Annotated in this window: 11 protein-coding genes and 1 tRNA gene; 6 read left to right on the forward strand and 6 right to left on the reverse strand. The window is 70.2% G+C overall.

Features of this window, described 5'->3' with window-relative positions:
• Nucleotides 1-9: 9 nt before the first annotated feature.
• The gene (locus tag IE98_RS0121385; protein ID WP_030271235.1) at nt 10-399 is read left to right on the forward strand and encodes a hypothetical protein; all 390 of its coding nucleotides are present in this window, start codon (nt 10-12) and stop codon (nt 397-399) included.
• Between the two features lie 375 nt (nt 400-774).
• Here the strand turns inward: IE98_RS0121385 and IE98_RS44860 are convergent, their stop codons facing one another.
• From IE98_RS44860 to IE98_RS0121405, 3 genes are all read right to left on the reverse strand, one after another.
• Nucleotides 775-2,496 (reverse strand): recombinase family protein, encoded by a 1,722-nt coding sequence (locus IE98_RS44860; protein WP_159401007.1) that lies wholly within the window; start codon nt 2,494-2,496, stop codon nt 775-777.
• A gap of 38 nt (nt 2,497-2,534) precedes the next feature.
• Entirely contained in the window at nt 2,535-2,909 is a 375-nt protein-coding gene (locus IE98_RS0121400) for a GNAT family N-acetyltransferase (RefSeq protein ID WP_052390772.1), read from the reverse strand.
• 143 nt (nt 2,910-3,052) lie between these two features.
• Complete coding sequence (locus IE98_RS0121405; RefSeq protein ID WP_030271243.1) at nt 3,053-4,336, reverse strand: adenylosuccinate synthase; 1,284 nt, start codon at nt 4,334-4,336, stop codon at nt 3,053-3,055.
• A 127-nt stretch (nt 4,337-4,463) separates the two neighbouring features.
• Here IE98_RS0121405 and IE98_RS0121410 point away from each other — a divergent pair, with 127 nt between their 5' ends.
• The 3 genes from IE98_RS0121410 (at nt 4,464) to purM (ending at nt 8,286) form a co-directional block, all read left to right on the forward strand.
• Entirely contained in the window at nt 4,464-5,282 is an 819-nt protein-coding gene (locus IE98_RS0121410) for an acylglycerol kinase family protein (protein ID WP_234443618.1), read from the forward strand.
• Between the two features lie 219 nt (nt 5,283-5,501).
• Entirely contained in the window at nt 5,502-7,079 is a 1,578-nt protein-coding gene (purF, locus tag IE98_RS0121415) for an amidophosphoribosyltransferase (protein ID WP_030271246.1), read from the forward strand.
• Between the two features lie 121 nt (nt 7,080-7,200).
• On the forward strand, nt 7,201-8,286 hold the full coding sequence (gene purM / locus IE98_RS0121420) for a phosphoribosylformylglycinamidine cyclo-ligase (protein WP_030271248.1): 1,086 nt from the start codon (nt 7,201-7,203) through the stop codon (nt 8,284-8,286).
• 147 nt (nt 8,287-8,433) lie between these two features.
• On the opposite strand, the gene IE98_RS0121425 is transcribed toward purM, so the two are convergent.
• Together IE98_RS0121425 and IE98_RS0121430 are read right to left on the reverse strand one after the other, a co-directional pair.
• Nucleotides 8,434-8,679 (reverse strand): DUF3073 domain-containing protein, encoded by a 246-nt coding sequence (locus IE98_RS0121425; RefSeq protein ID WP_030271250.1) that lies wholly within the window; start codon nt 8,677-8,679, stop codon nt 8,434-8,436.
• Between the two features lie 380 nt (nt 8,680-9,059).
• Nucleotides 9,060-10,235, reverse strand: a complete 1,176-nt coding sequence (locus IE98_RS0121430; RefSeq protein WP_030271252.1) for a Glu/Leu/Phe/Val family dehydrogenase — start codon at nt 10,233-10,235, stop codon at nt 9,060-9,062.
• 162 nt (nt 10,236-10,397) lie between these two features.
• Here IE98_RS0121430 and IE98_RS0121435 point away from each other — a divergent pair, with 162 nt between their 5' ends.
• Nucleotides 10,398-11,321, forward strand: a complete 924-nt coding sequence (locus IE98_RS0121435) for a hypothetical protein (protein WP_030271254.1) — start codon at nt 10,398-10,400, stop codon at nt 11,319-11,321.
• A 510-nt stretch (nt 11,322-11,831) separates the two neighbouring features.
• Nucleotides 11,832-12,038, forward strand: coding sequence for a developmental transcriptional regulator BldC (bldC, locus tag IE98_RS0121440; RefSeq protein WP_014137253.1), 207 nt, complete (start codon nt 11,832-11,834; stop codon nt 12,036-12,038).
• A 336-nt stretch (nt 12,039-12,374) separates the two neighbouring features.
• Here the strand turns inward: bldC and IE98_RS0121445 are convergent.
• Nucleotides 12,375-12,448, reverse strand: a tRNA-Asp gene (locus IE98_RS0121445).
• Between the last annotated feature and the right edge of the window lie 20 nt (nt 12,449-12,468).

Raw genomic sequence — 12,468 nt, forward strand, 5'->3', positions numbered from 1 at the left:
TGAGAACTGATGTGGGAATCGACCCCGTTCGCCGACATGGTGCGCGAAGCGGCAGCAGCAGACGGCGTGACCTATCGGCGACTGGCCGAGAGTGCCATTGACCCGCAGACCGGGCAGGGCCTCACTCACAACTCCCTGTGGAAGATCGCCAACGGCGAGCCGGTCAAGATCGCCCCCTGGATCGTCAGAGCTGTTGCCGCGGCAATAGGTCGCGACCTCCGAGAGGTGCAGGCCGCAGCCGCCGAGCAGTACATCGGACTGACCGCCGGCGACCCGTTCGACGCCACCACCCCAAGCGCGGCCGTAGTCGTCGCCCACGTGCCGGGACTACGACCGGCGGACATGCCGAAGGTCGAGGAGCTTTTGAGGAACTGGGCGTCAGGTTCTGTGCGTAACTAGTGATTGAACACGCAACCGAACATGAGTGACCTGCGGCTTTCCCGACGGTAGTGTGTGCAGGCCCGATTCGTAACTGTGTACGAATCGGGCATGCGAGGCATGCTCTAAGGGGGAACCAACCGCATGATCAAGGTCTGCCGCACCCGACTCGACCCCGGCGCCCCGGCCGTCGTCCGGGCAACCGACGAGGACCTCGTCCTCGCGGTTGACGACCGACACATCACGCCAACAGGCGCAACCGCCATCGAGGTTGCGCTCAACGGACTGATTGACCGCGGCCCAGAGTCGAGCCAAGGGGGCGACTGTTAATGAGGTTCCCCGGCGACGCCAACGGGCCGCACAGCGAACGCTGTGCGGCCCGTTGGCTGTTCGGGGCTATGCCCCGAGCGTCATCCCCTTCGGGGTGACGACCACATACCGCTCGATGGTCTCGGCCGTGGGCCGAACGCCCTGCCCCGGACTCTTCAGCCGGACATCAAGCAAGGCCGCGGCGATGAGGCGTTGCTGCTCCAAGTCAAGCTGCTTCCAAGCCTTCGCGACGTCCTCGCGACTCCCGACGGCGATGTCCTTGACGACCGGAGGCACTCGCAGGGTCGTCAACTCCTTCTCCGCCTCCTTGATCTTGGGTTCGAGATCATCCTCGATCGCGGCCAGCGCCGCCGGAGAGATCTCGCCGGCCGCTGCCGACTTGTAGAACGCACGCAGGCGTGTCTGAAGGATCGTGAGCTCGGCCTGCTTGTCGGCGTGCTTCTTCGCCCGCTTCTCGTCGGCCGCAAGGTAGGCCGCGAACCACTTCGGCTCTGACAGCCAGTCAAACATCTGGCCCGCGACGTACTTGTCGACGAGCTCGACGTCGAGCGAGAAGTGGAAGCCCTTGGTCTCCCCGTGTCCCGGCGTCTTGCACTTGTACTGGGTGACCTGCTTGCCCTCGCCGGTTTCCGGGTCGATCGTCCGGTGCCGGCGGCTGCCGGTGTAGAAGATGAAAGTGCACTTGTGGCAGCGCCCGATGCCCGAGAGCCAGTGTGCTGCGGCGGTCGGTCGAGAACCTTCCCGTGTCGACGCGCGCTTCGTGCTGATCGCCAAGCAGCGCGCGTGTGTTGACGGGTCGATGATGGCCGGCCACGCGTTCTCTTTGGTCGCGACGCCATGGCTTACCCGAATGCCCAGGTAACGGGGGTCATTCGCGATCTTCTTGATCGTCCACGTGTTCCACTCCGCGGCCACGGCCGGCAGGGCCCGCTCGTTGAAGTCGGCGGCGATGCTTGCCGCAGGCTCCTCGTCTCGGAGCAAGCGGCTGTTGGCCTCTGCCCGGATCTCGGCGTGCATCGGGTGATCCCTCACCGGACCCAAGGCGACCGTCTCGACCTGCTTCGCGGTCCACCGCTCGGCCGGCGGTGGAATCCTCTTCGCCTCCAGCTCCCGCCTGATCTTGGCCGGCCCGTCGCCGTCGGCGTACCGGGTGCAGATGAACCGGACGACCGGCGCCTCGTCCTCCTGCAGCACGACCTCGACAAACGCGCCAGTGCGCTCGTCGTAGACGCGCCTGTACCCGTACGGGGTCGGACCGTGCGGCCGGCCGTTCGCAGCGTTCGCGCGAAGCGACCGCTTGACGTTGTCCCGAAGCTCGTCGACCTCGCGCTCGCCGACCAGTGCATCGAGGCCGGTCCGGAACCGGTCATCCTTCGACGCCATGTCGTAGACGCGACCACCGTAGACCAGCAACACGCCAGCAGCGGCGCACGCGTCCCGCAGACGGACGTACACCGCCAAGTCACGCTGCAGCCGGGTCGATGCCCACGAGATCACCATGTCGAGCCGGCGGTGCGCAATGTCGTCGAGCAGCCGCTCGAACTCGTCACGCTCGCCACGGCCGTAACGCGACGCCGAGATGCCGTCATCGACGTACTCGCATCCCAGGTCAACCGTCACGCCGAGCCGGCCGGCGTCCGCGTGCGACGCTTCGAGCTGCTCCGCGACCGACCGGTGCTTCGACTTCTTCTTACCCGCGTAGTTGGACTTGCGGGCGTAGATGCCCGCCCGCATCCCCTCGTAGGACACCCGCTGCCCAGGCGCTCCCGCGAACGTTTCCAGCGCCATGCGACCCCCTCTGATGATCACACGATATACGTGCGTCTCTAAGAGAGAACTACCTTGGACTCGGTGTTCACCGCGGTGCGCCAGGCCCGCCGGGCGTACCAGGTGCCGCCGATCTCCACGAGTTCGTCGCGCGCGCTGAAGTCCAGGTAGCAGGTGACGCCGACGGCCCGGCCGTCCGCCGTGGCGACGACGGCGAAGGGCACGCAGCCGCCCGAGGCCGCCTCGGCGAGCCGACCGGCGACGTTCGCGGCCATCTCCTCCTCGGTGGCCGGCGCCCCGTGCGGCAGCCAGCGCCAGACCTCCTCGTCGCCGCCGCTCGCGGCGAACAGGTCCGGCACGTGGCCGGGGGTCAGCGGCTCCAGCCGGACGTGGCGGCCGGTCAGGACGGTCGGTGCGGGCAGCTTCGCGGTCATGCGCCGACGATAGACCCGTTCTGCACTAGGTGCAATCCAATTATGCACTAGTGCAACGGTCTTCGGGCATGCGGAAGGGCCCCGCACCGGGATCGGCGCGGGGCCCTCCGTCGGGCGTCCCGGAGGCGTTCCGGGAGCCGCCGTCAGATGAAGGAGTTGATCTGGATGGTCTCGGTGCGGCCCGGGCCGACGCCGATCGCCGAGATCGGTGCGCCGGACATCTCCTCCAGGGCCTTCACGTAGGCCTGCGCGTTCTTCGGCAGGTCGCCGAAGGTCTGCGCCTTCGAGATGTCCTCGCTCCAGCCGGGCAGGGTCTCGTAGATCGGCTTCGCGTGGTGGAAGTCCGACTGGTTGTACGGGAGCTCCTCGACCCGGCGGCCGTCGATCTCGTACGCCACGCAGACCGGGATCTGCTCCCAGCCGGTGAGCACGTCCAGCTTGGTCAGGAAGAAGTCGGTGAGGCCGTTGACGCGGGTCGCGTAGCGGGCGATCACCGCGTCGAACCAGCCGCAGCGGCGGTCGCGGCCGGTGGTGACACCGCGCTCGCCGCCGATCCGGCGCAGCGCCTCGCCGTCCTCGTCCAGCAGCTCGGTCGGGAACGGGCCCGAGCCGACGCGCGTGGTGTACGCCTTGAGGATGCCGATGACCCGGTCGATCTTGGTGGGGCCGATGCCGGAGCCGGTGCACGCGCCGCCGGAGGTCGGGTTCGACGAGGTCACGAAGGGGTACGTGCCGTGGTCGACGTCCAGCAGGGTGCCCTGGCCGCCCTCCAGCAGGACGACCTTGCCGGCCTTCAGCGCCTCGTCCAGGACGAGGGTGGTGTCGGCCAGGAACGGGCGGATCTTCTCGGCGTAGCCGAGGTACTCCTCCAGCACCAGCTCGGCCGGCACGGCGCGGCGGTTGTAGAGCTTGACCAGGATCTGGTTCTTGTCGTGCAGCGCCGCCTCGATCTTCTGGCTGAGGATCGACTCGTCGAAGAGGTCCTGCACCCGGATGCCGACGCGGTTGATCTTGTCCGCGTAGGTCGGGCCGATGCCGCGGCCGGTGGTGCCGATCCGGCGCTTGCCGAGGAAGCGCTCGGTGACCTTGTCCAGGGTGCGGTGGTACGGCGTGATCAGGTGGGCGTTGCCCGAGATCAGCAGCTTGGAGGTGTCGATGCCGCGCTCGTTCAGGCCGTTCAGCTCGGAGAGCAGCACGCCCGGGTCGATGACGACGCCGTTGCCGATGACCGGAGTCACGTTCGGGCTGAGGATGCCGGAAGGCAGCAGGTGGAGGGCATACTTCTGGTCGCCGATGACCACCGTGTGACCGGCGTTGTTGCCGCCCTGGTAGCGGACGACGTAGTCGACGGAGCCACCGAGGAGGTCAGTAGCCTTCCCCTTGCCCTCGTCTCCCCACTGGGCACCAACGAGCACGAGTGCCGGCACAGGCGTACACCCCTTCCGGTTGGGGCATCCTGCGGAGGACCGCAGTCTGCCCCGAGATAGACGAAGCCCCTGGCGCAATAGCGCAAGGGGCTCTTGCACCGAGAGATTACCTGAGGAAGGACCGGTCGTGTCGTCCCTGTCCACGCCCGCATCCCGCCCCGACGGACGCGGTGCGGGGGAGCCGCTGCTGGTGCTGGTCGACCCGGCGGCCGGCCGGGCCGACGGCGAGTCGGTGCGGATCGCCCGGGACGTGCTGTGCGGAGGCGCCGACGCGAAGGTCGTGCTGCCCGAGAGCCGGTCCGAACTCGACCGCGTGCTGTCCCACCGGGGTCGTCGCAGACCGGTCGTGATCGGCTCCGACCAGGCCGTGCACAAGGTGCTCCAGGCCCTGCACCGGCAGCGTGACCTGGGCACGGATCCGGTCGGAGTGGTTCCGGTCGGGCCGGCCGGCGCCCTCCTCGCCTGCCGCTCCCTCGGGGTGCCGGAGCAGCCGGTGGCCGCCGCCCGGGCGGTGCTCGGAGGCGCCCCGCGCAAGCTCGACCTGGTGGTGGACGACGGCGGCGGGGTGGTGCTCGCCGAGTTGCGGATCGGCGCGGAACCCCGCAGGGCCCTGCCGTCCCTGCGTTCGCTATGGGCGAAACGGGCTGCGCCCGACCAGGCGACCGTCCCCGACCCGGAGTCCACCCCGATGCGGGTCGAGGCGGACGGCCGGCTGCTCGCCGACGTCCACGAGCGCATCCGGCTGCTGGCGGCCAGGCCGGTCGGCGGCGAGCTGGAGCTGGTCATCCGCACCGCCGGGGCGGAGCGCCGGCTGCGCGCCACCGCGCTCAGCGTGGCCGGTCGGAGCTTCGGCTACAGCGCGGACGGCTGCCCCGTCGGACCGGTCCGGCATCGGACGTGGACGGTGCACCCGGGGGCCTGGGCGCTGCTGCTGCCCGCCGGGTGAGCAGGATCACGCCGGGCCCCGGGCGCCGACGCCCCGTCAGGCGGGTCCGCGCCCCGGAGAGCGCGCGTGACAAGGGAGTGCGCCGATCGGCGGAAAACGCGCCGGAGAAATGGCACGCCGTGTAAGGGGTTTTGTCTACGCGCGTTGCCGTCGGTTCGGCCGATAATCCCGGACTCCCCTGTTCGGGAAGGCGTGCGGAACTGTCCTAGACTCGAAGACGTGCCACGTGGTGACGGACGACTCAACCACGATCTTCTTCCCGGCGAGAAAGGCCCCCAGGACGCTTGCGGCGTCTTCGGTGTCTGGGCTCCCGGCGAGGAGGTCGCCAAGCTCACGTACTTCGGCCTCTATGCCCTGCAGCACCGCGGTCAGGAATCCGCGGGCATCGCAGTGAGCAACGGCTCCCAGATTCTCGTCTTCAAGGACATGGGACTCGTCTCCCAGGTCTTCGACGAGACCTCCCTGGGGTCGTTGCACGGGCACATCGCCGTCGGACATGCCCGCTACTCGACAACAGGCTCGTCGGTCTGGGAGAACGCCCAGCCGACCTTCCGTGCGACCGTTCACGGGTCGTTGGCCCTCGGCCACAACGGAAACCTGGTGAACACCGCCGAACTGGCGGCCATGGTCGCCGAGCTGCCCGGCGAGGAGCACGTCTCCCGCTCCGGCCGCACGGCGGCGACCAACGACACCGACCTGGTGACCGCGCTGCTCGCCGGCCACCCGGACCTCTCCATCGAGGAGACCGCCCGGAAGGTCCTGCCCCAGGTCAAGGGTGCCTTCTCGCTCGTCTTCATGGACGAGCACACGCTCTACGCCGCCCGCGACCCGCAGGGCATCCGCCCGCTGGTCCTCGGCCGGCTGGAGCGCGGCTGGGTGGTCGCCTCCGAGACGGCGGCCCTCGACATCGTCGGCGCCTCGTTCATCCGCGAGGTCGAGCCCGGCGAGCTCATCGCCGTCGACGAGCAGGGGATGCGCACCTCGCGCTTCGCCGAGGCCAAGCCCAAGGGCTGCGTCTTCGAGTACGTCTACCTGGCCCGCCCCGACACCTCCATCGCCGGCCGCAACGTGCACCTCTCCCGCGTGGAGATGGGCCGCAAGCTGGCCGCCGAGGCGCCCGTCGAGGCCGACCTGGTGATAGCGACCCCGGAGTCCGGCACGCCGGCCGCCATCGGCTACGCCGAGGCCAGCGGCATCCCCTACGGCTCCGGCCTGGTGAAGAACGCCTACGTGGGCCGCACCTTCATCCAGCCCAGCCAGACCATCCGCCAGCTCGGCATCCGGCTCAAGCTGAACCCGCTCAAGGAGGTCATCCGGGGCAAGCGCCTGGTGGTCGTCGACGACTCCATCGTCCGCGGCAACACCCAGCGCGCCCTGGTCAAGATGCTCCGCGAGGCGGGCGCGGCCGAGGTCCACATCCGGATCTCCTCGCCGCCGGTCAAGTGGCCGTGCTTCTTCGGCATCGACTTCGCCACCCGCGCGGAGCTGATCGCCAACGGCATGACGATCGAGGAGATCGGCCGCACGCTGGGCGCCGACTCGCTGGCGTACATCTCGATCGACGGCATGATCGAGGCGACCAAGCAGCCCAAGGACAAGCTCTGTCGGGCCTGCTTCGACGGCGAGTACCCGATGGAGCTGCCGGACCCGGCCCTGCTCGGCAAGCTGCTCCTGGAGGCCGAGATCGCCGGCAGCCAGCAGCCGCCGGCCGTCCGCGGCAAGCCGACCAGTGACCTGGACGGCGTCCAGTCCCTGATCGGCGGGCACGGCGCGGCGGACGCGCTCCGACGGCCGTAGCACGATGTACCACCCGGGGCGCGGGGCACTGCGCGGCCGGGCGCTCCACGGAGCCGCCCGGCCGACCGCGCAGCCCCCGCGCCCCCACGGGTTTAACCGTTTCTGAAAGGGCCACACCAAGGTGACCAGCAACGAGGGCGGCGCGACCTACGCCGCCGCAGGTGTCGACATCGAGGCCGGCGACCGCGCCGTCGAGCTCATGAAGCAGTGGGTGAAGAAGGCGAACCGCCCCGAGGTGGTCGGTGGCCTCGGCGGCTTCGCCGGGCTCTTCGACGCCTCCGCCTTCAAGCGCTACGAGCGTCCGCTGCTGGCCACCGCCACCGACGGCGTCGGCACCAAGGTCGCCCTCGCCTCGGCGATGGACAAGCACGACACCATCGGCCACGACCTGGTCGGCATGGTCGTCGACGACCTGGTGGTCTGCGGCGCCGAGCCGCTGTTCATGACCGACTACATCTGCGTCGGCAAGGTCGTCCCGGAGCGGGTCGCCCAGATCGTCAAGGGCATCGCCGAGGGCTGCGCCCTGGCCGGCTGCGCGCTGATCGGCGGCGAGACCGCCGAGCACCCGGGCCTGCTCGGCCCGGACGAGTACGACGTCGCGGGCGCCGGCACCGGTGTCGTCGAGGCGGACGCCCTGCTCGGTGCGGACCGCGTCCGGGCCGGCGACGTGGTCATCGCGATGGCCGCCTCGGGCCTGCACTCCAACGGCTACTCGCTGGTCCGCCACGTGCTGCTCAACCAGGCCGGCTGGAAGCTCGACCGCCAGGTCGAGGAGTTCGGCCGCACCCTCGGCGAGGAGCTGCTGGAGCCCACCCGGATCTACTCGCTGGACTGCCTGGCCCTGGCCCGCGCCACCGAGATCCACGCCTTCTCGCACGTCACCGGCGGCGGCCTGGCGGCCAATCTGGCCCGGGTCATCCCGAACGGCCTGCACGCCCGCCTGGACCGCGGCACCTGGACGCCGATGCCGGTCTTCCAGACCGTCGCCGAGGTCGGCCGGATGAAGGCGCTGGAGATCGAGAAGACCCTCAACATGGGCGTCGGCATGGTCGCCGTCGTCCCGCCGTCCTCGGTGGACGTGGTCCTCGCGCTGCTGGAGGACCGCGGCGTGGAGGCCTGGCTGCTGGGCGACGTGGTCGACCGCACCGACGAGCACGACGGCGGCGCCGCGCTCTACAACTCCTACGAGGGCCTCACCCTCGCCTGAGCCCGTCCGGTGGGCCCGCCCGGTGTGGGCGGGCCGACCGAGGCCCGGGAGCCCCGCTGCGGGCCCGCCCGGGCCGTCGCACGGCCGCGGACACGCCGAAGACCGGCCCGGCGCTCGATGAGCGCCGGGCCGGTCTCGTGCGTGCTGTCAGGCTCGGCGGCGGGAGTGACCGTTGTCGGCGGTGTCCTCGTCGTCCTCGTCCTCGTCGGCGTAGAGATCCGCATACGCCGCGTAGGGGTCGTCCTCGTCTTCCTCGATCGGCTCAGGCTCGATCGCGGTGGACGGAGATACGCCCAGCTCATGAGACAGACGGTTCGCGTCGAACCCGCCGCTGTTGTACTTCAGCTCGCGGGCGACCTTCGTCTGCTTGGCCTTGGCCCGGCCGCGCCCCATGGGTCGACCCCCTCAACGATGGGGCTCACGGCCCCGAGTCTGACACGTGTTCATGATCAGGAGCGGCCTGCCCGGAGTGGGAGAGCCGTCCCTTGGAGCATTAACGGTACCTGTTTCCGCCGCCGGACGGTACGTCGCGCGTGTGACGTGGCGCGCACGGCCGACCTCCGAAACCGGGTCTTTCCAGGTCACAGGAGGTTTCTCGGGCTTCTGCAGGCTGCCCGGAGCGTACCCGGGCCCGTCGTTACGGTTCCGATTATCCCTCGCCAGAGGGTTCGGTATCGCCCGATCGGGCTACGAAGTGAGAATCCGGTTCCACATTGTGATCCGGAGGGGGGCGGAGCCGCTCCGCCCCCCTCCGGACCACCGCACACGGTCGATCAGGACCGGCGGGCGCCCGGGAGCAGGATCGAGCGCAGGGCGCTCACCTCCCGCATGCGCTTCTCCGCGAGCCGGTCGGCGGCGACCGCCGGCGGCACGCCGTCGGCGGCGGCCCGGGTGAAGATCTCCAGGGTGGTGTCGAAGATCTTGGTCGCCTTGTTCTTGGCGCGGTCGAAGTTGAAGCCCTCGATCTCGTCGGCGACCTGGATCACGCCGCCCGAGTTCACCAGGTAGTCCGGCGCGTAGAGGATGCCGCGGTCGGCCAGGTCCTTCTCCACGCCGGCGTGCGCCAGCTGGTTGTTGGCCGCGCCGCAGACGATCGCGGTGCCGGTCGAGCCCAGCAGGCCGACGGTCGCGTCGTCCAGCGCGCCGCCCAGCGCGCAGGGGGCGTAGACGTCCAGGCCGGACGCCAGCAGCGCGGCGGTGTCGCCGGCCACCTCGACCTCCGGGTGGGCCGCGCGCACCCGGTTCACGGCCGCCTCGGAGACGTCCGTGACCACCACGGTGGCGCCGTCGGCGACCAGGTGGCCGACGAGGTAGTGGCCGACCTTGCCGACGCCGGCCACGCCGACCCGCTTGCCGCGCAGGGTGGGCTGGCCCCAGCGGGCCTTGGCCGAGGCGCGCATGCCCTGGAAGACGCCGAACGCGGTCAGCACCGAGGAGTCGCCCGCGCCGCCGTACTCGGGGGAGCGGCCGGTGACGAAGCGGGTCTCACGGGCCACCACGTCCATGTCCTGGACGTAGGTGCCCACGTCGCACGCGGTGACGTAGCGCCCCTGCAGCGACTCGACGAAGCGGCCGTACGCGCGGAGCATCGCCTCGTTCTTGTCACCGCCCTCCGCGCTGGGGGCAGGGTTGCCGATGATCACTGCCTTGCCGCCGCCGAGGTCCAGACCGGCCAGCGCGTTCTTGTAGCTCATGCCGCGGGACAGTCGCAGCGCGTCCTCCAGCGCCTCCTCCTCGGAGTCGTACTGGTGGAAGCGGGTGCCGCCGAGGGCGGGGCCCAGCGCGGTGGAGTGGATGGCGATGATCGCCTTGAGACCGGTGGACCGGTCGTGGCAGAGGACGACCTGCTCGTGGCCGTCCCCGGGGGCAGCGTCCTGCCCGGTCGCGAAGATCCTGCTGAGCACTCCTGATGCGGGGTGCGCGGCGGACGCGGTGTGTACGTCGGTCACTGTGGTGACTCCAGTATTCGTGGGCCCGCGGCGGTGGTGCGGGCGTCTGGTCGAAGCCTAGCCCCGGGTCCGTCGCCCGATCTGCCCCCTGACGGTCCCATGGAGATAACGACGGCGGGCCCCGGACGGCACCCTCCCCGGCGGCCCCCGGGCCGTGCGACGATGCCGGGTGTGACCGCCGTGCGCACTTCGGTGCTCCCGCCCTACGCCGCCCAGCTGCGGGTGTACGAGCCGCTGGCCGCCTATCCGGAGCCGGAGCGGGCCCGCTGGCAGGCGTACGCGGCGGAGCACGGCCCGGACGCCGAGGGGCCCGCCGAACCGGTCGCCGAGGCCGCCCTGGCCGAGCAGCGGCAGGCTCTCGCCGAGCTGGCCGGGCGGACCCCGGGGGCACTGCCCGACCGGGAGAGCCGCCGGGCCCTGGTGCGGGTCGTCGACCGGGTCACCTACATCTGCCCGTGGACGACCCGGCTGCGCAGCTGGCAGGCGATGGAGGAGCTCCGCGCCGCCCTGCCGGCCTTCCTGCTGGACACCGTGCTGCCGCCGGCCGTCCGGGCCGAGGCGGAGGCCGACCAGGCCCGCTGGCGGACGGCGCACCCGGACGCCCGGCCGTGGATCCTCACCTCGCGCTGGGAGGTGCCCGTCCGCTGGTGCCTGCCGTTCGGGGAGGAGGACCGCCGGTTCGTCCCGGCCGGGCCCGGGCGCACGGCCGGGGACCGGCCGGTGCCGGCCTCCCTCTTCTACCTGACGCCGATGGCGCAGGCGCGCCGGCGGGTGGCCCGCGGCTACCGGGCGCTGCGGACGGCCGTGCCCGGGTCGCAGGGCGGGCCCGGCCACGAGCTGGTGCTGGGCGTGGAACAGGTCGGCCGGTGGCTGGAGGAGTTCCACCCGCGTTCGCTGGTGGAGCTCGACTACGGGGGCCTGGTGCACCTGCTCGGGGCCGAGGGGCTGGCGGCCGAGCGCTCGGTGGCCGAGGTCGAGGCCGGCATCGGCGCGCTCCGGGCCGGGGACACCGCGGCCGCGGTGCGGGCCTACGAGGCGGTGACGGCGCGTTGGCGCAGGGTGCTGGCCCTGCGGTACGCCAGCTGACGCCGGGTCAGCCGAGCCGGGTAGCCGGGGTCGGACGGGGGTAGGGGAGGGAGGGACCTTCGGCCCTTGCGCCGGGGGCCGACGTCCCGACCCGGTCAATCCCCCAGGAACGTGACACTACTCACCGTTGACGCGAACTTACCCCTATATGCAAAAATGGGACAACCAGCCCAAGTTCAACCTGGTGTGTCCACTTCTGGGTCGATCTGACGGTGGTGCGTACTTTGTAGGGAAGCGGAGGGTCTGGTCGTCCCGTCACCGGACGTCACGGAAACGTGACTGTCCGTTATGGGATGGTCCATGGCCATCCGTCTCGCTTGAACCCCTGAGGGGCCAATTTAGGCGGTTTGGCCGATGGGGCTGGACGGATGGTGTAGTTGTAGACATCAGGACAAGCCGTTCGTCCTATAACCGACTCGGTCCGTGTGTGCCATTTCGGGCATCGCGGGTCAAGGTGCAGAATTTGAAGGATAGAACCGCCCTGGTTCGGTTCTCCCGAGGAGGCCGCTCATGACCGCTCGTACCCCTGACGCTGAACCTCTGCTGACGCCGGCGGAGGTTGCCACCATGTTCCGCGTTGACCCCAAGACGGTCACTCGCTGGGCCAAGGCGGGCAAGCTCACGTCCATTCGCACGCTGGGCGGCCACCGCCGCTACCGCGAGGCCGAGGTGCGTGCTCTGCTGGCCGGGATTCCGGCTCAGCGAACCGAGGCCTGACAGGTCTCAGGGGATTTCTCGAAGGGCCGTGTCCCCGACTCCGCCGGGTCGGGGGGACGGCCCTTCGGCATGCCGGAATCAGCCATTCCCGGTGGGGCCGGTGGGGGTGGGGGGAATTACCGGGAATGCATGTGCAATTTTACATATTAAATTCCCTCCCTCGGGGAGGGGGGTCCCGGTGTCCGATCTCAAGAACGGATAAGTGACGACTGTCACGCTGTCGTTATCTTGAGGTCTAGACCTGGAGGGGTGTAGGGGCTGACCCGGCGTCAGTGATCCGGTCGCGCGAACGCCAGAGGCCCGGAACCTTACGGCTCCGGGCCTCTGCCTGTACTGCGATCCCGACGGGACTTGAACCCGCGACCTCCACCTTGACAGGGTGGCGAGCTAACCAACTGCTCCACGGGACCAGAGATTTCTGATCCGTTCG

Source organism: Streptomyces sp. NRRL B-24484, from assembly GCF_000717715.1.
Classification (GTDB): domain Bacteria; phylum Actinomycetota; class Actinomycetes; order Streptomycetales; family Streptomycetaceae; genus Kitasatospora.

Bases quoted from the DNA above. Each gene is read 5' to 3' on its own strand.
- IE98_RS44860 (WP_159401007.1), bottom strand. From the start codon at position 2,496: ATGGCGCTGGAAACGTTCGCGGGAGCGCCTGGGCAGCGGGTGTCCTAC.
- IE98_RS0121435 (WP_030271254.1), top strand. From the start codon at position 10,398: ATGCCGGGTGTGACCGCCGTGCGCACTTCGGTGCTCCCGCCCTACGCC.
- IE98_RS0121385 (WP_030271235.1), top strand. From the start codon at position 10: ATGTGGGAATCGACCCCGTTCGCCGACATGGTGCGCGAAGCGGCAGCA.
- IE98_RS0121400 (WP_052390772.1), bottom strand. From the start codon at position 2,909: ATGACCGCGAAGCTGCCCGCACCGACCGTCCTGACCGGCCGCCACGTC.
- bldC (WP_014137253.1), top strand. From the start codon at position 11,832: ATGACCGCTCGTACCCCTGACGCTGAACCTCTGCTGACGCCGGCGGAG.
- IE98_RS0121425 (WP_030271250.1), bottom strand. From the start codon at position 8,679: ATGGGGCGCGGCCGGGCCAAGGCCAAGCAGACGAAGGTCGCCCGCGAG.